This is a genomic window from Pedobacter agri PB92 (assembly GCF_000258495.1).
Classification (GTDB): Bacteria; Bacteroidota; Bacteroidia; order Sphingobacteriales; family Sphingobacteriaceae; genus Pedobacter; species Pedobacter agri.
Map to the genome: position 1 here is coordinate 18,405 of NZ_AJLG01000015.1, position 23,872 is coordinate 42,276.

General features: G+C 40.0%; 10 protein-coding genes. 7 read left to right on the top strand and 3 right to left on the bottom strand.

Going from position 1 to position 23,872, the window contains the following annotated elements:
• Positions 1 to 75 precede the first annotated feature (75 nt).
• The 5 genes from ON09_RS03870 to ON09_RS03885 all read left to right on the top strand — a co-directional run bounded on the left by ON09_RS03870 (position 76) and on the right by ON09_RS03885 (position 18,720).
• Positions 76 to 12,756, top strand: coding sequence for an Ig-like domain-containing protein (locus ON09_RS03870; RefSeq protein WP_010599747.1), 12,681 nt, complete (start codon positions 76 to 78; stop codon positions 12,754 to 12,756).
• Positions 12,757 to 12,797: 41 nt separating this feature from the next.
• The gene (locus ON09_RS03875) at positions 12,798 to 13,799 is read left to right on the top strand and encodes a PorP/SprF family type IX secretion system membrane protein (RefSeq protein WP_039841815.1); all 1,002 of its coding nucleotides are present in this window, start codon (positions 12,798 to 12,800) and stop codon (positions 13,797 to 13,799) included.
• Positions 13,800 to 13,811: 12 nt separating this feature from the next.
• Positions 13,812 to 15,284: a PD40 domain-containing protein gene (locus tag ON09_RS03880; RefSeq protein ID WP_086003382.1), complete on the top strand. Its 1,473-nt coding sequence runs from the start codon at positions 13,812 to 13,814 to the stop codon at positions 15,282 to 15,284.
• Positions 15,247 to 15,813 carry an OmpA family protein gene (locus tag ON09_RS24995; RefSeq protein ID WP_086003383.1) on the top strand — a complete coding sequence of 189 codons (567 nt, stop codon included), beginning with the start codon at positions 15,247 to 15,249 and terminating at the stop codon, positions 15,811 to 15,813. Before ON09_RS03880 ends, ON09_RS24995 begins: the two co-directional genes overlap by 38 nt.
• Before the next feature lie 117 nt (positions 15,814 to 15,930).
• The gene (locus ON09_RS03885) at positions 15,931 to 18,720 is read left to right on the top strand and encodes a lantibiotic dehydratase (protein WP_010599749.1); all 2,790 of its coding nucleotides are present in this window, start codon (positions 15,931 to 15,933) and stop codon (positions 18,718 to 18,720) included.
• Here ON09_RS03885 and ON09_RS03890 read toward each other — a convergent pair.
• The gene (locus ON09_RS03890) at positions 18,710 to 19,828 is read right to left on the bottom strand and encodes a sensor histidine kinase (protein WP_010599750.1); all 1,119 of its coding nucleotides are present in this window, start codon (positions 19,826 to 19,828) and stop codon (positions 18,710 to 18,712) included. The two genes, ON09_RS03885 and ON09_RS03890, sit on opposite strands and share 11 nt — an antisense overlap.
• A 140-nt stretch (positions 19,829 to 19,968) precedes the next feature.
• Here ON09_RS03890 and ON09_RS25080 point away from each other — a divergent pair, with 140 nt between their 5' ends.
• Positions 19,969 to 20,109, top strand: coding sequence for a hypothetical protein (locus ON09_RS25080; RefSeq protein WP_157258826.1), 141 nt, complete (start codon positions 19,969 to 19,971; stop codon positions 20,107 to 20,109).
• A gap of 324 nt (positions 20,110 to 20,433) precedes the next feature.
• Here the strand turns inward: ON09_RS25080 and ON09_RS03895 are convergent, their stop codons facing one another.
• On the bottom strand, positions 20,434 to 21,177 hold the full coding sequence (locus ON09_RS03895; RefSeq protein WP_010599751.1) for a LytR/AlgR family response regulator transcription factor: 744 nt from the start codon (positions 21,175 to 21,177) through the stop codon (positions 20,434 to 20,436).
• A gap of 424 nt (positions 21,178 to 21,601) precedes the next feature.
• Here ON09_RS03895 and ON09_RS03900 point away from each other — a divergent pair, with 424 nt between their 5' ends.
• Complete coding sequence (locus tag ON09_RS03900) at positions 21,602 to 22,090, top strand: type I restriction enzyme HsdR N-terminal domain-containing protein (RefSeq protein WP_010599752.1); 489 nt, start codon at positions 21,602 to 21,604, stop codon at positions 22,088 to 22,090.
• A gap of 157 nt (positions 22,091 to 22,247) precedes the next feature.
• On the opposite strand, the gene htpG is transcribed toward ON09_RS03900, so the two are convergent.
• A partial coding sequence (htpG, locus tag ON09_RS03905) for a molecular chaperone HtpG (protein WP_010599753.1) occupies positions 22,248 to 23,872 on the bottom strand: 1,625 nt, incomplete at its 5' end.

Genomic DNA, 23,872 nt, shown 5'->3' on the forward strand with positions numbered 1-23,872 from the left:
TTGTCATTGTAGTGTTTACCAAATCTCCTTAGTAAATAACTGCGACAACTATAAATCGTCCAAATTACGCCTGACATGATGAAAAATTTTACCTCTCGTTTCCTAAACGGAAAAATCTGCAATTATCTAATTTTTGCACTCATCATTTTATTAACGTTCTTAAATTCCAAATCGTATGCGCAAAATACAATTTATGCAAATAGTGTTAGTGCAAGTTCAAACGTAACCAATCCCACTAATGCCACTAATGCCGATGAAACGAGCTTTGCCCAGGTAAATTCGTACGGAGGACTGTTATTAGGTGGTGGCCGCTTTGAAGGAGAACTGGAGTTAAAGTTTCCATCAAATGTAGCAGCAAACACAACTGCTTACATCAGAATAGATTCTGACCCGGATTTATTGAATGCATTATTGGGCGGTAACTTAGGCGGTTTACTAGCTAACGTTGTAGGCAATGTGGCTTTAGGAAATCACAGTTTTACCGTTGGCGCAAGAAATGCTTCAGGGCAAACAGTGTTGGAGGGTTCGAGTGCCGGGCAGTTTTCGAGCAATAATATTCGTTTGATAAAAGATGCTACAGGCAAATTTTATGTAGCCATCACCCCGAGCCAAATTTACGATCGCATATTTATTCGTGATGCTACCAGTGCGTTATTACTTGGTACATCTAATAATACCAAAGTATATTCTGCCCTTCATTTTTCGGGGAGTGATCCTTGTGCACAAGCTTTTGCAACCAGTTATGAGGGTACAGGCATTTCACTAGATGCTTTAAAACTGGGCAATTCAGGAGGCATTAATACTGAACGGGCCATTGATGCTGATCCTGGTAATTTTTCTCAATTGAGTTTAGGTATTTTGGCAGTTGGTGGCACCGCCAGCCAGGTTTTTTATTTTTCTGGCTTATCTAATCCAACTGATGATGTTAATTTAAGGTTTAAAACAACACCCTCGTTATTAAATCTCGGTTTACTGAATAATATTAGTGTTACTACTTATAACGGAACTCAGGTAGTCGCCACGCAAAATATAAATCCAAATTTATTGAGCCTTGATTTACTTGGCTTACTCAACAACGGATCTATTGTTACCATTCCTTTTTCTCCCGGAGGCGCTTATGATCGGGTTAAAGTTACTCTAAACTCGCTTGTAGGAGTAAATGTATTGCAGGCCATAGATATTTATGGTGTTACGCGTTCTGCCGGAAGACCAACATTTAGCGGTCCGAATGGTAATACTTTCCAGGCATGTTATAACGTGCCTGTAGGTTTAACGGCAACAACAGCAAATACCAATGAACTCCTTTGGTATGAGGCGGCAGAGGGTGGAAATCCACTGGCTACCGTTGCATTTAACGGTGTTTATCAAACGCCTGGTTTAACAGCAAACAAAACGTATTATGTTGCGGCAAGACGATTAACCTGTACAACGGAATCGGCCAGAGTACCAGCGTTAGTGACTGTAAATCCTTTAATCAATTTCAGTGGTGCCACGCTAACCAATGCAACGAGCGGAACCAATTATAACCGGCAAATTGCGCCTGCAACGGGTGGAACCCCGGGTTTTACCTATGCTCTTGCATCTGGTAGTTCATTGCCTGCTGGCCTTACACTATCGTCAACCGGTGATATTGCTGGTAGACCAACTGTGCCAGGTGATTACAATTTTTCTATTGTGGCTACTGATAGCAGGGGATGTAACCTAACCGCAGCATATACAATTACCGTAACAGGCCCTTTAACCCTGGTACCTGGTGCTTTGCCTGATGGAATTACAAATGTTTTATATCCAACACAAACAATTCCTGTTGCGGCTGGAGGCACCGGGCCATATAGCTATGTTGCGACAGATGTTCCTGCAGGTTTAACATTTAATCCAAGCACAAGAGAGATTACAGGAACACCAACAATACCTGGCAATTACATTGTACGGGTAACAGTAACCGATGCAAATGGTAATACGGTTACTTCAAATTATACACTAAAGGTTACTGATCCTTTGGTTTTACCTGCTGCAACTTTAGCAAACGGTACGACCGGACAAGTTTATACACCACAAATTATCCCTTCGGCTACGGGCGGCACCACGCCATATAGCTACTCGGCTACCGGCTTGCCTCCGGGATTAACCTTTACACCTGGTACCAGAACAATAGCAGGAACGCCTACACTGGCAGGTACATATCCTGTTTCGGTTACTGCAACAGATGCTGATGGAAAAACGATTGCTGCCACTTATTCGATAACCGTACTCGATCCATTGACATTACCACCTACAGCGCTCGCAGATGGAAATGAAAAAGTAACTTATCCTACACAAACAATTCTTCCGGCAACAGGAGGTTCAGGCCCATATACTTATGTCGCTTCCAATGTACCTGCCGGATTAACTTTTAATGCCAGCACCCGTGAGATTACAGGTACACCAGCTCAGGCTGGTAACTATTCCATCTTAGTAACGGTAACTGATGGCGGAGGAAGAACAGCCAGCCGTTCATATCCTTTAAAAGTGATCGGTGCGCTTAACTTGCCATCAACTACTTTAGCCGATGGAACGATTGGAGCAACTTATCCAAACAGAACTTTACCAGCAGTAAGTGGCGGAACACAGCCTTATACTTATGTGGCTACGGGTCTTCCTCAGGGAATGACATTTAATCCCGTTACCCGGGAGATTTCAGGTAGGCCAGAAGTTGGGGGTACTTTTGGAATTTCACTTACTGCAACAGATGCAGCAAACAATAATGCCACCACCACCTATACGCTCAATGTAAATGTTACTGCACCAGTTGTGGCGTCAACAACTGTTTGTACAGGCTCTGGCGCAACCCTGGCAGTTAGCAATAATCCACAAAATATTTCGCTTACTTATCGCTTGTACGGTCCAACTGGTGATAGCCCGATACAGACTAATACCACAGGGAATTTTACCACCCCAACTGTAAACGCACAAACTACGTTTTACGTTGATGCCATTTCCGGTACTGCCGTAAGTGCAAAAACGGCTGTTACGGTTTCGGTAAATCCACCGGCAGCATTGCCAACAGTAGCTGCCAGCAATATTGCGATCAATGCTGGTCAAACCGCAACCTTAACCGCAACTTTTGATGCGGGAAATAGCATTGCCTGGTTTGAGGCTGCAACAGGTGGCACACCGGTAAGTAACAGTTCTTCATTTACAACACCACAATTAACAACAACAAAAACTTACTATGCTCAAACCACTAGTGCAGCAGGTTGTGTTAGTGCATCACGGGTACCAGTCACGGTTACAGTTATTCCGTTATCAGGTGCTACTGCATGTAACGCCGCTGGAAGCCAAAGCACAGCCATAAATGGAATTTGTATTTTATGTGGCATCGCCGGGGCCGGTAATTCTACTGATGCTGATCCTAACAATTTTACCAGGTTAACATTAGGTGTAGGCGTTGGTGCTTCAGGAGTGCAACAACTCATTTTTCAGAATCCTGGCGCAGCTACGGATAGCATTCGTTTAAATTTAGGATTACCGGGTGGCCTCGCGGATGTGAACGTATTAAACAATATCACCGTAAGGGTTTTGAACGGAACCACTCAGGTGAAATCAGTTCAGATTAGTGGCGGATTATTATCACTTACTGTATTGGGTGGAGGCAGGTTTGCATATACACTGGCTGCGGGCGGAACTTACGACCGCGTCGAGGTGAGTTTCGGCGGTGTAGTTTCTGCATTAAACAGCTTAGATATTTATGGCGCAACTCAAATTTATCCTAACCCAACTATTATTTCTGGTGCACAATCTATTTGTGCGGGTAGTTCAGCTAAATTATCGGTTACACCGGTTACCGGAACAACCGTTAGCTATTTTGATAGTCCTGTAAGCGCAACGGTATTAAATCCTGATGGTGGAGATTTTACAACACCAGCGCTTTCAGCAACTACAACCTATTACATTCAGGTTAATAAATTAATCAACGGCACTGTTTGTTCAAACCCGACGAGAACTCCGGTAACCATCACCGTAAATCCTGCTATAGTATTTAATGGAACAACATTAAGCAACGCCAGTATTTCATTCCCTTACAGCAAACAATTGCCAGCTGCAACAGGTGGTACACCTGGTTTTACCTATGCGTTAGCCTCAGGTAGTACTTTGCCTGCAGGTTTATCTTTATCAAACACGGGATTGATTACCGGAACGCCGACTGCTACAGGCGATCCAACATTTTCAGTTATCGCAACCGATACGAAAAACTGTTCAACTACTGCAATTTTTACTTTAGCCGTTACTCCAGCATTGGCATTGGCTCCAGGCGCATTGCCAGATGGCGTTACCGGAACTTTATATCCAACGCAAACTATTCCTGCAGCCACAGGTGGCACTGGCCCTATCAGCTATTCTGCTACTGGTGTACCTCCGGGATTAAGTTTCAATCCAACAACCAGAGAAATTTCGGGCACTCCTTCACAGCCTGGAAATTATATAATCCCAATCACTGTTACTGATGCTAATGGGTATTCTATTACTTCAAATTATACTTTAAAAGTTACCGATCCTTTATTGTTGCCGCCTGCTACGCTAGCAAACGGAACAAACGGTCTGGTTTATCCAACACAAACTATTCCTTCTGCAACTGGCGGAACCACACCATACACCTATTCAGCTACAGGCCTGCCAACGGGTTTATCATTTAATCCAGCAACAAGAGAGATTTCGGGTACACCAACACAATCTGGTACTTTCCCTATTCCGGTAACCGTAACTGACTTCACAAATAAAACAGCTACTACAACCTATTCCATCACCATTATCGATCCGCTGGCATTGCCGGCAGCTACTTTAGCCGATGGTACTGAAAAAGTCAATTATCCGGCGCAAACCATTCCATCTGCAACGGGTGGTGTGGGTCCATACACTTATAGCGCAATTAATCTTCCGCCAGGATTAAATTTTGATAATGCTACAAGAGAAATCTCAGGCATACCTACTCAGGCCGGAAATTATGTGGTTACCGTAAATGTATCTGACAGTGAGGGCAGATCAGCAACAGGTAACTATTCGCTGAAAGTGATTGGCGCTTTAAACCTTCCGTCAGCAACATTACCAAACGGAATAGTGGGAACTACTTACCCTACCCAAACCCTTCCTGCGGTTACCGGTGGAACTGGTCCTTATACTTATATAGCGACTAATCTTCCTCCAGGATTAAGCTTCAATACCAACACCAGAGAAATTACAGGTGTACCAACACTAGGTGGTAATTATACAATTTCAGTAACAGCGAGAGATGCCAGTGGCAATGTAGCCACAACCGGTTATAGTATTGCGGTAAACGTTAATGCTCCCGTAGTGGCGAATGCGACCGTATGTTCTGGTTCACCTGCAACCTTAACCGTAAGCAATTTAATTGCCGGTGTTACTTACAATTGGTACGGTGCTACAGGTACAACACCTTTAGCCACCAACAACAATGGCACGTTTATCACTCCGGCAGTAACCAGTGAAACCGTCTTTTATGTAGAAGCCGTTTCTGGAACTGCAGTAAGTCCAAGAACAGCGGTAACAGTTTCTATTAATCCGTCAGCTACCTTGGCAACGGTTACCACCAACAATCAAGTCATTAATCCAAATCAATCTACTACGCTATTGGCAACGGCCGATGCAGGAAATACCATTACTTGGTTTGACGCAGCTACCGGGGGTACACAGGTTGGATCTGGAACATCTTTTACTACACCAGCATTAAGTGCAACCACAACCTATTATGTAGAAACTACAAATGCCAACGGTTGTATCAGTGCAAGCCGCGTTCCGGTAACAGTTACCGTTATTCCTACCGGAAGTGGTACAGCCTGTAATGCGGCCAATAGCCAAACAAGCGGTATCACCGGAATCTGTGTATTATGTGGAATCACAGGAGCAGGGAATTCAACTGACACTAATCCAGATAATTTTACCAGAATTACGTTAGCTGTTGGTGTGGCATCAACAGGATTTCAACAATTAAGGTTTCCAATTTCGGGTACCGCAACCGATAGCGTTCGTTTAGACTTAGCCTTACCAGGCGGTTTATTGGATTTACAGGTATTAAATAACACCACAGTAACAATTTTAAACGGAACAACGGTTGTTAGAACGGTGCAACTGGGTTCATCATTGGTTAACCTTCAACTTTTAAGTGGAAACCGTTTTGCAGCAAGTCTTTTAGGTGGAGCGCCATTTGATCGGGTAGAGATACGTTTCGGCGGTTTGGTTTCTGCGGTAACCAGCTTGGATGTTTACGGGGCAACCATTACTTACCCGGCACCAACTATCACTGCGGGTTCACAAACAATTTGTTCAGGTGCCACCGCGACGTTAACAGCAACTGCCAATGGTGGTACTGCTATTGCCTGGTACGACGCCGCTGGTACTCAATTGGCTACCGGTGCATCATTCACTACTCCGGCCTTAACAGCTACTACTGTTTATTATATTCAAGTATCGAGAGCAACCTGTGCCAATCCGTTAAGGATTCCAGTTACCGTAACTGTTACACCGGCATTAGCAACTCCAACAGTTGCAACCGTTACTGCTAGTTGCGCAGGAAGTCCGGCTACATTAGCTGTTACCAATCCAATTGCCGGAGTAACCTACAATTGGTTTACTACGCAAACTGGCGGAACTCCGGTTTTAACGGGTGCAACGGTAACTACGCCAGCGCTTACGGCTAGTACAACCTATTATGTAGAAGCAGCTCAAAGCACTTGTGTAAGCGCTAGCCGAGCAACGGTATTGGTGCCGGTTAACCAAGCTCCAGCTTTACCTACATTAACTACAAGTTCATCATCTGTAGCCCCAGGGCAAACTGCAATTTTAACCGCTAGTTCATCTGAAGCCAATGTAACCTTCAACTGGTATAACTCGGCTACGGCGACTACGCCAGTTTATGTAGGCCCAACTTATGTAACGCCATCATTAACTGCTACAACCACTTATTATGTGGAAGCTGTTTCTGCAAATGGATGTGCTTCGTTAGGCAGGGCTCAAATTACAGTGACCGTAAATACAGGTGGTTCGCCAAATCCTGTTCCATGTGAGGCAGCAACCGCACAAACCAATGGCGTTGTTGGTTTAGGTGTGCTGGCAGGTGTATTTAATCCAGGTTTAGCGATTGATAACGATACCCAAACAGGGTCATCATTAATTTTACCTGTAGGCGCTTTAGGCGGATCAGTTTTCCAAAGAGCAAGTTTTGGGTCAGTATCCCGCCTAGGCGATACGGTTAGGGTATTGGTATCCTCTCCGGGAAGATTGCTATCATTAAGTGTTTTAGGAAATACTCAAATCACAACTTACCTTGGAACAACCAGCAATGGTGATGCTAGAACGCTAAGTAGTGGTTTGTTAAATGTTCAACTCCTAAGCGGCGATACTCAGGCCTTAATTACTTTTGTACCAGCGACAACGTTCGATGGGGTAGAGGTTAGATTAAACGGTGGCGTTGCAACGGCTTTAAGTTCACTAAACTTTAATTATGCACAACGCATTTTGGTTGCGCCAACTGTTGTTTCTTCAAATGTAACAGCTTGTGAGAATCAAACAACTCAATTGACGGTTAGTAATCCATCATCAAGCTTAACTTACAGATGGTATGATGCAGACGGAACTTATTTAACAGGTAAAGACGGTATTATTTTTACCACACCAGTTTTAACTGGGGATACGAAATTCTTTGTTGCTGCAGTATCTGCATCAGGTTGTGTGAGTTATAGAACGGTGGTGAACGTAACCGTTACTCCAACTCCTGTACAACCAGAGTTATTGGTTCCGAATGTAGAAACCTGTATCAATACTTCAGTTGTATTCCAGATTAAAAATCCAATTGCTGGAACAACTTACAGATGGTATGATAGTGCAAATGTTTATCAGGCAGGTTTTGATGGCCCAACTTTCACGGTATCAAATATTACAACGAACAGTACTTACAGTGTAGAAGCTGTAAATAGCTGTGGTTCTGCATCTGCCAGAACAACAGGAACAATTACTATTGGTAATATTCAAGTTCCTGTAATTACGCCATCTTCGGTTACCATAACCGAAGGATCAGTAGCTTCCTTAACAGCTACTTCAAGTACAGCGGGTGTAACCATTAATTGGTACACTACTGAAACTGGAACTACTCCGGTATTTAGTACAGTTGATTCGAGTACAAGTAATTACATCACGCCTCAATTATCAAGTGCCACAAGCTACTTTGTTGAAGCAATAATCCCTGGTGGATGTGCTTCAGCCAGAGCCCGTGTTGATGTAACAGTTATCCCGGCAGGAACACCTGTACCAACACCATGCGGAGCAGCAACTGCACAAACCAATGGCGTAACTGGTGGTATTTCGATTGGAGCTGGAGTAATTAATCCGAATAATGCTATCGATGGAGATATTACTACAGGCTCTACACTGGTAATACCTGTAGGATTATTAGGATCATCAGTATATCAAAGGTTAAAATTCCCATCTGCATCTAATGTTGGTGATACATTAAGATTAAAAATAACTACTCCTGGTCAGTTGCTGTCATTAGCATTATTGCCAAACGTTTCTGTTACCACTTATTTAAATGGAAACAGCAACGGTGATGTGACTACAGTTTCAAACCCATTGATTAGTTTAAAATTATTAGCAGGGAACAATACCGGTATATTAACCATTATTCCAACCAGTCAATTTGATGAAGTGGAATTGAGATTAAATGCTGGCTTATTGGGCGCATTAACATCAGTTAACTTTGATTATGCACAAAGAACAATTGTTGCACCTGCTTTAACTACAGCTACGGTAAGTGTGTGTCAGGGTTCAGCTGCTACTTTAAGTGTTCAAAATCCTCAACCAGGAATTACCTATAAGTGGTATGCGGGAGGCGTATATCAAGCAGGAAAAGATGGACCAACATTTACAACAGATCCAACTTTAGCGCCAAATACTTATGAATATTTCGTTACTGCCAATGCCAATGGCTGCGAAACAGTGAAGGTTAGGGCAACTGTCATTGTACTTCCTCCGCCTACACCACCGACAGCAACTCCAGGCAATCCGTTAACAACATGTTTGAATACCCCAGTGGAGTTAAGTGTGGTTGCAGTAGCTGGAAATACCTATAACTGGTACGATCAACCTACTGGTGGAAATATGCTGGTAACCAACAACAATAAATTTTTAACCCCGGCAAACTTACCCGTTGGAACTACAAACTACTATGTTGAGTTGGTTAATGCAAACGGCTGTTCAAGCTCTACCAGAACAATGATTTCAATTACGGTGAACGATTCAGCTTTAGCAAGCGATATCACTGTAACGGGTAACACCTCATTGTGTTCGCAGGCAACTACCACCTTAACTGCATCGAGTTCGATAGCAAATGCTGTATTTAACTGGTACAGCGATGCAGCACTTACGCAATTGGTTGCCGCGAACACTGCAACATTTACTACACCGTCCCTTACCGCTGCCACAAAATATTACGTAACGGTTAGTGGAACAGGAAAGTGTGCAAATACGGCAGGGAATGCAAAAGAGGTTAGCATCTTATTCAACCCAATTGCAGTAGCAACTGATATTACTTTAACGGGTCCTACCTCGATCTGTGCTGGTGCACAAGTTTCACTACGTGCACAAGCAAATGGGGTAACTGATCCCGTATTTACGTGGTACAGTGATGCCGGTTTAACCACCATTGTAAATACAACAGATACTTATTCGCCTACTATAACTGCAACAACGACTTACTATGTTACAGTTAAGGGAAGTAACAGATGTGAAAACACAGCCGCAACAGCTAAACCAATAACGATTACTGTTAATCCTTATGCAACTGATTCGGATATTGCTTTAAGTGGAATCACATCAATTTGCAAAGGAGCAAGTACAGTATTGTCAGCATCATCTACTACAGTTACCAATCCAGTATTTACCTGGTATGCTGATGCTTCACTTTCAACAACGCCAATTTATACAGGTACATCATTTAATACCGGTGCGTTGACTACAAGTACAACATTCTACGTAACGGTTAAAGGAGATAACAAATGTGAAAATCAACCGAATACTGCAAAAGCAATTACAGTAACAGTTAATGAATTCGCAACATCTGCAGATTTAACCGTAGCAAATACCCAGGTTTGCTCAGGCTCTTCAGCATTACTAGTAGCCTCAAGCTTAACTGTTACTCAACCGGTATTTACCTGGTATAATGATCCATCGCTAACCAGCGTAGCATTTGTCGGCCCGATTTTTACCGTTAATAATTTAACCGCAACCACAACTTACTACGTAACGGTTAAAGGAAGCAACAGATGTGAAAATTCAGCTGCTGATGCCAAAGCAGTTGTGGTTACCGTTAACCCGTTGGCTACAGCTACTGATATCATAGTGAATGGAGGAACCACTGCCTGTGGCGGAGCTTCAGCTACGTTAACCGCAACTTCTCCGAATGTAATTAATCCAATATTTACCTGGTATAGCGATGCTGCTTTGACCAACATCACCTTTGTTGGCAGTACATTTACTACACCAGCTTTAAATACAACTACTACCTATTACGTAACCGTTAAAGGAGATAATAAATGTGAGAATGCTGCTGGTAATGGCAAAGCAGTGGTAATTACGATCACACCGTCAGCCAATGCAACAGATGTTATGGCTAATGATGTCACGATTTGTGGTGGATCATCGACTGCATTAGTAGCTACCACTACAACGGTTAACGATCCGGTTTTCACCTGGTACAACGATGCTGCTTTAACATCGGTTGCTTTTGTTGGTGCAACATTTAACACACCAACATTAAATGCAACTACCAGATACTATTTAACTATAAAGGGCAGCAACAGGTGCGAAAGTTCAGCATCAGCCGCTAAAGTGGTTACGGTGACAGTGAATGAAGTTGCTACGGCAGCAGATATCATGGTTTCTAGTCCGGCAATCATTTGCGGTTCGGGAACAGCAACAATTAATGCCAGTTCAACTACGGTGACAAATCCGGTGTTCACCTGGTATAACGATGCTTCGTTAACCAGTGTAGCCTTTGTTGGTCCGATCTTTACCACACCGGATTTAATCACAAGCACTACATATTATGTAACCGTAAAAGGAGCTAACAAATGTGAAAACAGCTCTGCCAGTGCTAAAATGGTAACGGTTATCGTTACTCCAAGAGCAGTATCAACTGATGTTGCTGTATCTGGTTCAACTACGATTTGTACAAGTGGCACGACAACACTAACGGCTACAAGCACTACCGTAATCAATCCAGTATTTACCTGGTACAGCAATGCTGCGCTCTCAACAGTAGTATTTACCGGAGCCTCATTTACAACACCTGCATTAACAAGTAATACCACTTATTATGTAACTGTTCGCGGAGATAATAAATGCGAAAATACTGCAGCAAACGCATTGGCGGTAGCTATCACAGTAAGTGCCATTCCAAATAGCCCGGTTGTGGCCACAACAGGAACCAACATTTGTGCTGGCGAGCCTACCACGCTTACCATCACCAATGCCCAAGCAGGTGTAACCTACGAATGGTACACTGCGGCAACAGGTGGCAGCTTATTATTTACGGGAACAACATATACTACACCTGTAATCAATACAACCACAGATTATTATGTTCAAGCAGTAGGTGCAGGAGGTTGTAATAATAATGGCGGCAGGGTTAAGGTTACCGTAACCGTAAATCAAAAACCGAATGTTCCGAGTGTTGCAGCTGCTAACGTAAGTGTATGTATTGGAAGTTCAGCTGTGTTAACTGTTTCAAGTCCTCAGGCAAATATTGTTTACAACTGGTATACCTTACCATCTGGTGGTACAATAGTGGGAACAGGAAACACTTTTATCACACCCGCAATAACTACTAATATTACTTATTATGTTGAAGGAGCTAACGGATCATGTTTATCATCATCAAGAACCTCGGTTAACGTACTTGCTTTACCAGTACCAGTGGCTCCGCCTTCAGTAACGCCGGCAAACGGAATCATTTGCGCTGGCAGCAATACCATACTAACTGTCAATAACCCGGTAGCAGGATTAATTTACAGATGGTATACTACAAGCTCAAACGGAACTTCAATTGGTGAAGGCATTACATTTACTACACCAAACATCAGTGCAACAACAATCTTCTACGTAGAAAGTATTGCAATTGGTGGTTGCGCAAGCCCTACCAGAACTGGAGTTACTGTAACTGTACTTCCTGTATTATCAGCGCCATCAGTAGTTGTTCAGTCTACAACCCCAAATAGTGTAACCTTCGCCTGGGCGGCAGTAAATGGCGCTACAAGTTATGAGGTTTCAAAAGATAATGGATTAACGTGGCAGGCTGCGGTGGGTACAACCTATCTCGCAGTAGGTTTAAAGCCAGATCAGGCGGTTACGATTATCGTAAGAGCTAAAGGTCAGTTAGATTGCCAAACCAGTGCAAACTCAACACCAGTAACAGGCAAGGCAAGCAATCCGCTGGGCAATCAGATATACATTCCGAATGCATTCACACCAAATAACGATGGTAAAAATGATGTTTTCTTAATTTATGGAAATACCATCGCAAGTGCTAAAATGTCTATCTACACGCAATGGGGGCAGTTATTATTCCAATCTGATAATGTAGCAAACGGATGGGATGGAACTTTTAGAGGGGTTAATCAGCCAATTGGTGTGTATGTGTACATGGTAGAAGCGCAGCTTACAGATGGAACAACTGTGGTGAGAAAAGGTACTGTTACCTTATTAAGATAGATATGAGCCGGTTAATTTATAAACAGAAAAAATCAAATTCCATGAAAATATTATCGATTTTAAAAGTGTATGCAGTTGTTGTGGGCTTGATGATTTGCTCAGCCAAATCATTTGCGCAAACAGATCCGCACTTTTCGCAATATTATGCCTATCCGCTTTGGCTTAACCCTGCTTTAACAGGAGTGGTAGATGGCGATTACAGGGCCAGCGTAAATTTTAAACAGCAATGGGGCGCTTTAAACAACTCTTTCCTTACCGGAGGCGCTTCGTTCGATATGGCACCTAAAAAGAATTTCGCTTTTGGTGCAACTGTACTGAATCAAAGGGCAGGTGAATTGGATTTTAATTATCTAACGGCACTGGTATCAGGATCCTATCGGTTAAGATTTGGTTTTGAAGGCTTGCAGATGATTAGCTTTGGCTTGCAGGCCGGAATTATTAACAGAAGTTTCGATTTTTCTCAAGGTCGTTTCGGAAACCAGTTTAATCCCATTTCTGGTTATGATGGAGGCATGATGAGTGGAGAAACTTTCCAGTCGCAATCATCACTTGTTCCAGATGTAAATGCCGGGATCATGTATTTTGACGGGAACCCAAATAAAGGTGTAAATGTTTTCTTAGGTGCAAGTGTTGCTCACCTCACCAGGCCAACTGACCGTTTTTCAGGAACAGATTCCCGTATCCCCATGCGCTTTACCGGTCATGGCGGCGCCAGAATCCGGGCCTCCGAACTATTGGATATTGTGCCGAATGCTTTGGTAATGTATCAGGGAAATACCAATGAAATTTCTTTAGGCGCCTACGCTCAGCTAAATGTAAATCCTTCTTCAAATATTTTGTTTGGCGGTAATTACCGTGTAAAGGATGCGGCAATTGCATTTGTTGGTTTGCAGTTACGTAACATGGTTTTTGGATTGAGTTACGATGTAAATACTTCATCTTTCAGCAGGGCTTCAAACAGTAATGGTGGTTTGGAACTATCAATTTCACTGATTGGTAGAAACGGCATCATTGGTCCAAACTTCTTCTGTCCACGTTTATAATCGATATTCAAAATGAAAAAAATATTACTGTTTTTATTATTGGCACCTTTTGGTTACGCAAATGCACAGTACGTGGTAAATTATAAAAGAGTTGCCGATACTTATTTTGAAAACAAAGATTACTATGCGGCGTCTACATTTTATAAAAAAGCCTTAAAAATTACTGGTGATAGCACCCTTGCAATTCTTCCATACGGCACGGAAAGAAAATCGGCAAAAGATGAAAAGGTGATTGAAGATTATGAAGGTTCTATCTACAATTTGGCAGAATCGAGCCGTTTATACCGGGAGTTTTCTGAAGCAGAAAAGTATTATGCGGTGGCCATTACTTTTACCAACACCCGTTACAGAAAAGCACAATTTTATTACGCGGAATGCTTAAGGGCAAATAAAAAGTTTACGCCTGCTATTGATGCTTTTCAGGTATTCATTAGAAAAAACCCAAATGATCCATTGGTTAAAGAGGCGCAGAAAGAAATTGCTTCCTGCAAATTTGCTTTAGAGGAAATGCGTTTTCCACGAATGGTGCAGGTTAGAAAAATAGCCAGTAACGTAAACGGACTGGGTTCTAATTATGCTCCTGTTAAAGTGGGTAACGATTTTTACTTTACCTCTTCTCGCCCGGTAGCCACTGCAGGCAAAAAAGATATTATGAAAACAGACGCCGGTGAAGTGCAGATTTCTACAAAAGCCAATCCCTTTATCAATAATTTATATACCACCAAAACCGATCTTGGTGTAGCTGATATTTCAGTAAGGATGATGGATCTGAATTTACCAAGAAACGTAGAGACTGCCGCGGCAAGTTTTAGCCCAGATGGCAAGAGGGTTTATTTTACCTATTGGAGAGAAAGAGAAAGATATTCGATTTACACCGCTACAAAGATGGATGATAAATGGTCGGATCCGGTACAGGTAGGTTTAGAAATTAATAGCAAAGATTTTAATTCGAGCCAGCCATTTGTAACTGCCGATGGAAAGTACCTGTTGTTCTCTTCGGACAGAAGCGGCGGATATGGCAAATTTGATTTATGGTATTGTACCATCCGTGAAGACGGTACGCTTGGGCAGGCGGTGAATTTGGGGCCAACTATAAATACTGAAGATGATGAGCGGGCTCCAAACTATAATACAATAACCAAAAAACTTTTATTCAGTACCGATGGGAGAGTAGGTTTAGGCGGAATGGATTTTTTTGAAGCCGAAGGCGATTTAATTACCTGGAGCGAACCGAAAAATCTTGGCTATCCGTTTAACTCATCGAAAGACGATTTGTATTTTACTGCAACAAATGAGCAGGGCACAAGGGGTTATATCAGTTCCGATCGCGAGTCATCATGCTGTTTAGAGGTGTTTGAAGTTAAAAAAGAATCATTTAACATAGGCGGTATCCTCACAGATTGCAAAACGAAATTGCCATTGGCTGGTGCAACAGTTACTTTTTCAAATGCAGAAAGCAATAAAAAAAGTGATCACCGGTGTTGATGGCAAATACCTGTTTAGCGTAGATTCAAAACGGCCAGTTAAATTGCTTTTTGCAAAGGATAACTATTTCTCGATCACCAAAAATTATCCTTATGAGGAATTGGCGAAGGCCGATACCATGATTTACAAAGATTATTGTATCAGTCCGTTCAAATTGGGTATTCCAATTGCTTTAGATAACGTTTACTATGAATTTAACAGCGCTGAGCTTACAGAACCCAGTAAGAAAGTATTGGATTTTTTAATTCCGATTATGGAAGATAATCCGGAAATGGAAATCGAATTGGGTTCTCATACTGATAATATTGGTACCGATGAGTACAACCTGGATTTGTCGAATCAAAGAGCGAAATCATGCGTTGATTATTTGGTGAGTAAAGGAATTTCCGAATCACGCCTGACATCAAAAGGATACGGTGAATCGATGCCAATTGCACCAAATGAGATTGGAAAAGGTAAAAAGAAGAAAGATAATCCGGAAGGAAGGGCAAAAAACAGACGAACAGAATTTAAAGTTACAAAGAAATAAACACTCAAATAAGTCCCGTTGAAAGCCATCTTCAAATGTTGAAGGTGGCTTTTTTAGTTGCAATGAATGTTTGTTTTAAGATTAATCTTTGTAATTTTCGCCTGATAATTGATTTCCATGAAACTTAATATCCATCCCTCTATCATTTTCCGAACGCCTAAATTTTCTTATCAAGCTGATCTTGCTTCCTGTTGGGATGAACTTAAAGAAGCAATTGCGGTATCATCATCCGCTTTTTATGAAACGATAAAGGATGTTCAGGCTGATGATTTAAATAATCTTCCTTCAAAAATAAGTTTCACCATTTGGAAATATTTTAACCGGGCGAAATATCGTTCCACACCTTATGGTACATTCGCCAGTTTCAGCTTTTTAAATCAGGCATTTCAAACAGCGGAAAGCAAAATTATCATCAATGAAGCGCAAGTTGTTCATCGTTTCATCGACTGGCCTTATCGCAATGAACTCCATTTTGATTTTGAGCGTTTACTGGCGGATAATGTTGAATTATTTAGCAATAGCAGCTATTATACTACAAGCGATGGCATCCGCTATATCGCCTGTACCGATGGTGTTTTTGAACTGGCAGAAATCGATCAGCATGATTTGGTTGAACAAATTCTTAATATTTGCAGTGAGCCGATAACGGTAAAAGCATTGTTGGCAAAACTTGATTTGGATGCAAATGCAGAAACAGATGCACTTCGCCTCATCGCAGATATGCATGCCTTACAGCTTATCTTCAGTGATCGGGATCCGAATATTGTAGGGCAGGATTACTTCGAAAGGATCGGGATTGCAGCCACTGCAGATAAACCTCAGTATCTCATCGCAGAGCGAAAAACAATTAGTGGGGGACTAGATGAAAAACTGCTTAAACCTTTGCCTGGCTTGATACAATTATTGAGCAAAATTTTAAAGTCCAATGAGCGAGAGGCATTAACAAGTTTCATCAGAAGGTTCAGGCAAAAGTTTGATCAGCAAGAAATTGCACTCTCTGTAGCGCTAGATCCGGAAATGGGCATTGGTTATGATGAATTGGAACAAGCAGGCGAAGATGATTTTGTAGCGCAGTTTAAGGGTGAGAAAAAAAGTGAGAAAAATAAAAATGATTTAAAGGCGGCGTTAAAAGCTAACCTCTTAGCTGAGCGTTTTAAGGTTGATGAGCCTATTTTCCTGAATCAGTTATCGTTTGATACGAATGAAAGGGAAAGTATCTTGCCAAACTCATTTAGTTTATTAATGTCTTTGACTGATGATTTAATCTGCATTGACCAAATTGGCGGAGCGACTGCAAATGCTTTAACAGGTCGGTTTTCTATCGCTGATGCTGCGGTAGAAGCTTACTGCAAAGAAACTTCGGCAATTGAACAAAACGCAAATCCTGAAGTCATGTTTTTCGATGTGGCATACATGGTTGAAACGAATGTGGATAATATCAATCGTCGGAAACTGATTTACGACCATCAGTTATCCATCCTCAATTTTGATACTTCCCATGCGCCGCTTTCGCTCCGCGATATTTATATCTCTGTGAGAAATAATGAAGTGGTTCTAAGATCCAGGCAATTAAACAAACGGCTAATTCCACGTCTGGCTTCTGCTTATAATTATGCCCGTTCTGATCTCTCTGTATTCAGGTTACTTTGCGATTTGCAACATCAGGGTTTGCAAACCAGCCTTTCACTTCCGCTTGATGGCATTTTTCCTGACTTAGATTTCTACCCTCGCTTTCAGTATTATAATGTTGTTCTGAGCGCTGCAAAATGGCAGGTAAATAAGGGGGATTTTTATCCGGGTAAAACGGCAATAACCGTTGAAAACTGTCGTGTTTTTTTGAAAACACGAGGTGTTTGCAGATTTTTCAAAACCGGTTTGTCCGATCAAACGCTTTGTTTTGATTTAGAAGCTGATGAAGATCTAAATGCCCTGATTCTTTTTATGCAGAAACAAACCAAATTGTATCTGGAAGAAGTGATTTTTCCATCTGTAACTTCGGTGGTAGATCAGCAGCAAAAACCATATCTGGCTCAGTTTATCCTTAATCTTAATCATGATGATCGTATTTATAGAGATGTAGATGATTTAAATGGCCATAAAACAGCGATTCAAAGTACTTTTTTGCCCGGGAAAGAATGGTTGTATTTCGAAATTTTTTGCCATCAGCAACGCTCAGATGAACTTTTAATTGGTGTTGTTCCTGCTTTTTTGGCTGATTTTTCTTCCTCCATCAAATCATGGTTTTTTATTAGGTACAACGAGAATGGTAACCATCTGCGCTTTAGGGTTTTGCTGCATAAGGAAGCGGATGGACAAAAATTAATTTCTGCTTTTGGCGACTATCTCCAGGATTATATTAATAGCGGTTTGGTTTCAGATCTTCAACTGAAAACCTACAAAAGGGAAATTGAGCGTTATGGTGCAGACTTGATCTCGGAAATAGAAGCACATTTTTCGGTCGACAGTGAGTTTGTATTATTGGTATTGCAAGATCAGACTGACGCTTTCACAAAATACAAATGGTGCTCAGCAGTGGTAAATGAACTGAGAGACGGTGGGGTGTTCGATGCGAAAGAGATGATTAAGATTATCAAACTAATGTCTGATTCTTTTAATGCGGAACATCATTTGGAGGCCACTGATTTTAAAAAACTCAATCAACAATATCAGTTGTACCGAACTACTCCTGAGTTAACTGATGATCGCCTATGCGATGAATTTAACGTATTTAAAAATTCATTTATAGCAATATTAAAGAAAACTGAAGGAAGCCGGAGAGTAAAACTGTTTAGCGATTTAATGCACATGCATGTAAACCGCTTATTTAGCAGAGACCAGCGTACAAATGAAATGGTAATGTATTATTTTTTACTAAAAGATATGCAACGTAAAAATGCTATTGGTTAAGATTTAATTTCGCCATTGGGTTTATTACCGGAACGTCTATTTCAGTAATATATCGATTCAGTGGATCTTTATAGTATCTGAAAATATAGTCATCTTTGTAAAAGTTTGCCAATCGCTTATTAATATTGTCAATACCTACATGATGGCTTTCATGCTCCTTTCCTTTCACATCATTCACCATATTTATGGTACTAATGTTTAGGTTATTGTTATTGTAATCTATCTTAATAATTGCAGTTTGCGTAGAGTGCGTAACATTTCCATGTTTGAATATGTTTTCGATCAGCGTTAGCAAAATAAGCGGAGGAAACCGTATGCCAAATAAATCGCCATTTACTTCTAGTTTCAGGTTGAGTGTGTTTGCCGTTCGTAACTGATGCAGGTTAATTAAGTGTTCTATCTGTTCCACTTCTTCACTTAAAGGCACCATTTCTGATGCTTCTGGTCTTTTAAGCGCATATCGCATCATTTCAGCCAGATTCATGATTGCATCAGCAGCCATAGGTGCCTTTTTGCGGGCATCATTATAAATGAAATTTAGGGTGTTAAATAAAAAATGCGGATTGATCTGACTGCGAAGAAAATTATTTTGAGATTGTACCAGATCATTCTCTAAGGCCTGCTTTTCTATCTGTGTAACAAGACTTTGACGTTCAAGAGCCTCTACTTTTTTCCTATCTTCAAACGATTTTATGACATAAACATAACCAGTAGCATAGCCAATGTATAGAATGGCTCTATATACTGCATTTAAAACAAATAGCTGATTTAGTTTTCTTTTAGGAGCACTGGCTATAAGATTCAGATATTCAAAAAAATCAACTAATAAATAACTGAAAACTGTATAAACACAAATAACCAATATTACGAGTAATGATATCTGTATGTTTCTTATTAAACCGTTTTCATGACCCAGGATTTTTTTTAATAAAAAAGCATAAATGTAAAATGCCAGGATATTTGTGAAATAAACAATCACGTAAACCCCTGGCTCTTTGAATTCATATGCAAAACCTAAAATAAATACATCGGCAAGGATGTATAAGCTCCAAATAAGAAGGTGAAATTTGTAATTTCTGTAAAGATTCTGAATAGTAAAATAGGTCATTTTTCGGCGTTATATCTACTTAAATGTTGTTTTGATCCCCTAAAATCGATGTTTTGTGTAAAAAAATGGTTGAGGTTGATTTAACACTGCACCTTTACAGAAATAAATAACAACAAATAATAACTTAAAAATTATATATCATGAAAGCTCAAAACACTACAACTAAAATCGCTAAAAAAACTGTCTTTGTTTACAAAAACGTTAAAGCTAAAACTAACTTCGTTACTAACCCAACTGAAATGGGACATACTCAAGCAACAAGTTTTATTTTTGAATTTTAGTTTGTTATCGTTATATATTATGAAAGCTCAAAACACTACAACTAAAATCGCTAAAAAAACTGTTTTCGTTTACAAAAACGTGAAAGCTAAAACTAACTTCGTTACTAACCCAACTGAAATGGGACACACTCAAGCAACAAGTTTTATTTTTGAATTCTAGTCTTTTATTGTTATATATTATGAAAACTCAAAACACTACTGCTAAAATCGCTAAAAAAACTGTTTTTGTTTACAAAAACGTTAAAGCTAAAACTAACTTCGTTACTAACCCAACTGAAATGGGTCACACTCAAGCAACAAGTTTTATTTTTGAATTCTAGTTTTTTATTGACTTCTGTTAGATTTCAATAAGCTACTTTGTACATAGGCGAAGAAAGCTTCTTTATAGCCTTCGCCAATTTGGATCATTTCATTATTTACCAGGCGGATAATATTTCCATCAACCTTTTTGATCGCAGTTTTAGCCACAATATTCGATTTATTCACCCGGATAAAAGCGTGGTTTTCTAAAGCTTTTTCAATTTCCTTTAACGTAAGGTAGGTGGTATGCGTTTCAGTTTTAGTGATGATCTGTATATAATTTTGAAGCGCTTTGATATAAAGTATTTCATCGATAGCGATGTTAGAAAAAGCGTATTTGTGGTCGCCTTTAATATAAAGTGCCGCCACCTGATCGGCATCTTTTGAAGCAGCCTTGGCATTATTTGCTTCCTTCTTCAAAATTCTGTCAATACCTAATGCAAATTTTGCAAAGGATATAGGTTTGAGCAGGTATTGATCTGATTGCACATCAAAAGCTTGCAGTGCATAGTCAGGATGTGCAGTGGTAAAAACTAAGTATTTAGCTTTCTCCCTGATGTTTTTAGCGAGTTCTAAACCGTTAATTCCAGGCATATCAATATCCATGAAGAGCAGATCGATCTCATCGTCAATACTAATTTCAGTTAAGGCTTGAACTGGACTCGTAAATGTCTTGAACACCGTTAGGCCTGGCATTTCTGCTATATGGTCCGTAAGTACCTCAATCGCATGTTGTTCGTCATCAATAACGACGCATTTTAGATTCATGATATAGTAAATATGATATTGGAATGATTTTAACGCAAGTTAAATAAAAAAATATTTGATTTTGCCTGCCACATTAAAAAAAACTGGGCCTAATTTTCACCGTAAAAAACTTTCCGGTTTCGTGTAATAAACTCACGGGTTCGTGTAAAAAAATAACCTCCTCATTTAATTTTAATAATCTTTATACTGTTTGCCAAAAACAGATAATTAATATGATTTGCCGTAACAGGTAAATAAATTAATTAACCCTTTACATCTGCCTGCCCATGCTTGTGTAGCCTGTAGATAAGTAATTAAAAACAGGCCATACAATACTGGGTTTGGCAAATTTTAAATAAAACACAAATACAGTAAAATATTAAGATTGTAAAACCATTATTGAAATAATACCATTTAAAACATCTAAAATCTATATCACATAATCATGGAACTTAAAGACGAAATCGGCCAGTTTGCTGTTAGAATTAAGAAAATGCTTCCGCAAGTTCAAACTGAAGATTTGACGAGAAACGCATTAGTTATGCCTTTTATTCAGATATTAGGATTTGATCCATCTGAAGTACAATCGGAGGCGGTTTTGGATTTCGGTGTTAAGAAAAGCAAAAAAGTAGATTACACCATTATGAAAGATGGTGAACCTACAATTTTAGTAGAATGTAAACACCATGATGATAACCTGGATATTCATGATTCACGTTTATCTAAGTATTTCCGTAAAACTAAAGCGAAATATGGTTTGCTAACTAACGGACTTGTTTACCGGTTCTACACCGAAAAAATGGTAAAATCTAAGAAAAATCAGGAGCCATTATTTGAGTTTAAACTTACTGATACAAAAGCGGCTACCATTGCGAAGATGATTGAAGAACACAAAGATTATTTCAATGTGGAGCAAAAATCAATTGCCAGCTAAACATATTTATTTTAATCTAAGAGTCCCGAAAATTCTATAGAGATTAAGTCCTAATTCATTAGGGCTTTTTTTATGCAGAAAGAATTTTTGGGTTTAGAACTCAATAAAAAAGGGAGAAATCTTTCGATTCTCCCTTTTCTCATTAATCTTATTAGTCTTAAATCAATTCAACGCTTCTGCTCACAAATGCAGTAAGTTCTGCACCAGTTAACATCCCTTGAGCCAACAAAGCTAAATCTACAGCTTGCTTAGCCAAATTACTTTGCTCTTCGCCTTCTGCTTTTAAAATTTTGCTTACCAGCTTATGATTTCCATTGATCGCTACTTTATAGCTATCAGGCATCTGACCATAAAAGCCCATGCCGCCACCCATTGCTGCCATGTCTTTCATGCGACGCATAAATTCATCCATAGTGATGGTTACCGGAAGTTCATCTGGATTTAAAGCCACAACCTCAACCTGCATACCAGGTTTGGTGATTGCTTTCTCGAAAATGGTGGTTACTTCTTTAACCTGATCTTCACTTAAAACATGTTCGTTAACTTCATCTTTCTCAATTAACTTATCAGCAACGCTAGAATCAACACGTTTAATAGAAGTTTTTTCTAATTTTTGTTCTAGCTGCTGAATGAAATGATTATCAATTGGAGAATCTAAAACTAAAACATCATAGTCTTTTTTATTCGCCGATTGGATAAAGGCATCTTGTTTAGAGGCATCATTTGAATACAAATAAACAACTGTTCCGTTTTTATCTGTTTGTAATGGGGCAACTTTCTCTTTGTACTCGTTTAAAGTATAAAGTTCATTTTTAGTATTGCCAACCAAAGCGAAATCTTTTGCTTTATCGTAAAATTTTTCTTCGCTGATCATTCCGTATTTAACGAATAAGCCAATGTCTTTCCATTTATCTTCGAAAGATTTACGGTCTTTTGCAAAAAGCTCAGCTAATTTATCAGCTACTTTTTTAGTGATATAGTTGTTGATCTTTTTAACGTTGCTGTCGGCTTGTAGGAAACTACGGGATACGTTTAATGGAATATCAGGAGAATCAATTACACCATGCAACAACATTAAAAATTCTGGTACAATATCTTTTACTTCATCAGTAATAAATACCTGGCGAGAATACAATTTAATTTTATTGCGTTGCATTTCGAAGTCGTTTTTCAACTTAGGGAAATACAATACGCCCGTTAAATTAAATGGATAATCAACATTCAAGTGAATCCAGAATAATGGTTCTTCGCTAAAAGGATATAGTTCACGGTAGAACTTTAAATAATCCTCGTCTGACAAATCTGCAGGTGCTTTAGTCCAGATCGGATTGGTGGTGTTGATGATGTTATCAACTTCTACGTCTTTATATTTTTTCTTTCCCTCTTCGTCTTCGCCATCTTCTTCTGATTCTGTTTTGGTACCAAACTTAATTGGAACAGGTAAAAATTTAGCGTATTTATCAAGGATTTCCTGCAATTTCGACTCTTCTAAAAACTCTTCTGAATCTTTATTAACATGAAGAATGATATCAGTACCTCGGGTCGTTTTGGTACCTTCTGTAATCTCGAATTCAGTACTTCCATCACACACCCAACGGGCAGGTTCTGCACCATCCTGGTATGATAGCGTATTAATTTCAACTAAATCGGCAACCATAAAGGCTGAGTAAAAACCCAAACCAAATTTACCGATGATTTCGTTTGCATCTTTCGCATCTTTAAATTTTTCTACAAACTCACTTGCGCCAGAAAATGCAACCTGGTTGATGTAAGTGTGTACGT

Coding starts and splice junctions, on each gene's coding strand:
- ON09_RS03870 (WP_010599747.1), top strand. CDS start 76: ATGATGAAAAATTTTACCTCTCGTTTCCTAAACGGAAAAATCTGCAAT.
- ON09_RS03875 (WP_039841815.1), top strand. CDS start 12,798: ATGAAAATATTATCGATTTTAAAAGTGTATGCAGTTGTTGTGGGCTTG.
- ON09_RS03880 (WP_086003382.1), top strand. CDS start 13,812: ATGAAAAAAATATTACTGTTTTTATTATTGGCACCTTTTGGTTACGCA.
- ON09_RS24995 (WP_086003383.1), top strand. CDS start 15,247: ATGCAGAAAGCAATAAAAAAAGTGATCACCGGTGTTGATGGCAAATAC.
- ON09_RS03885 (WP_010599749.1), top strand. CDS start 15,931: ATGAAACTTAATATCCATCCCTCTATCATTTTCCGAACGCCTAAATTT.
- ON09_RS03890 (WP_010599750.1), bottom strand. CDS start 19,828: ATGACCTATTTTACTATTCAGAATCTTTACAGAAATTACAAATTTCAC.
- ON09_RS25080 (WP_157258826.1), top strand. CDS start 19,969: ATGAAAGCTCAAAACACTACAACTAAAATCGCTAAAAAAACTGTCTTT.
- ON09_RS03895 (WP_010599751.1), bottom strand. CDS start 21,177: ATGAATCTAAAATGCGTCGTTATTGATGACGAACAACATGCGATTGAG.
- ON09_RS03900 (WP_010599752.1), top strand. CDS start 21,602: ATGGAACTTAAAGACGAAATCGGCCAGTTTGCTGTTAGAATTAAGAAA.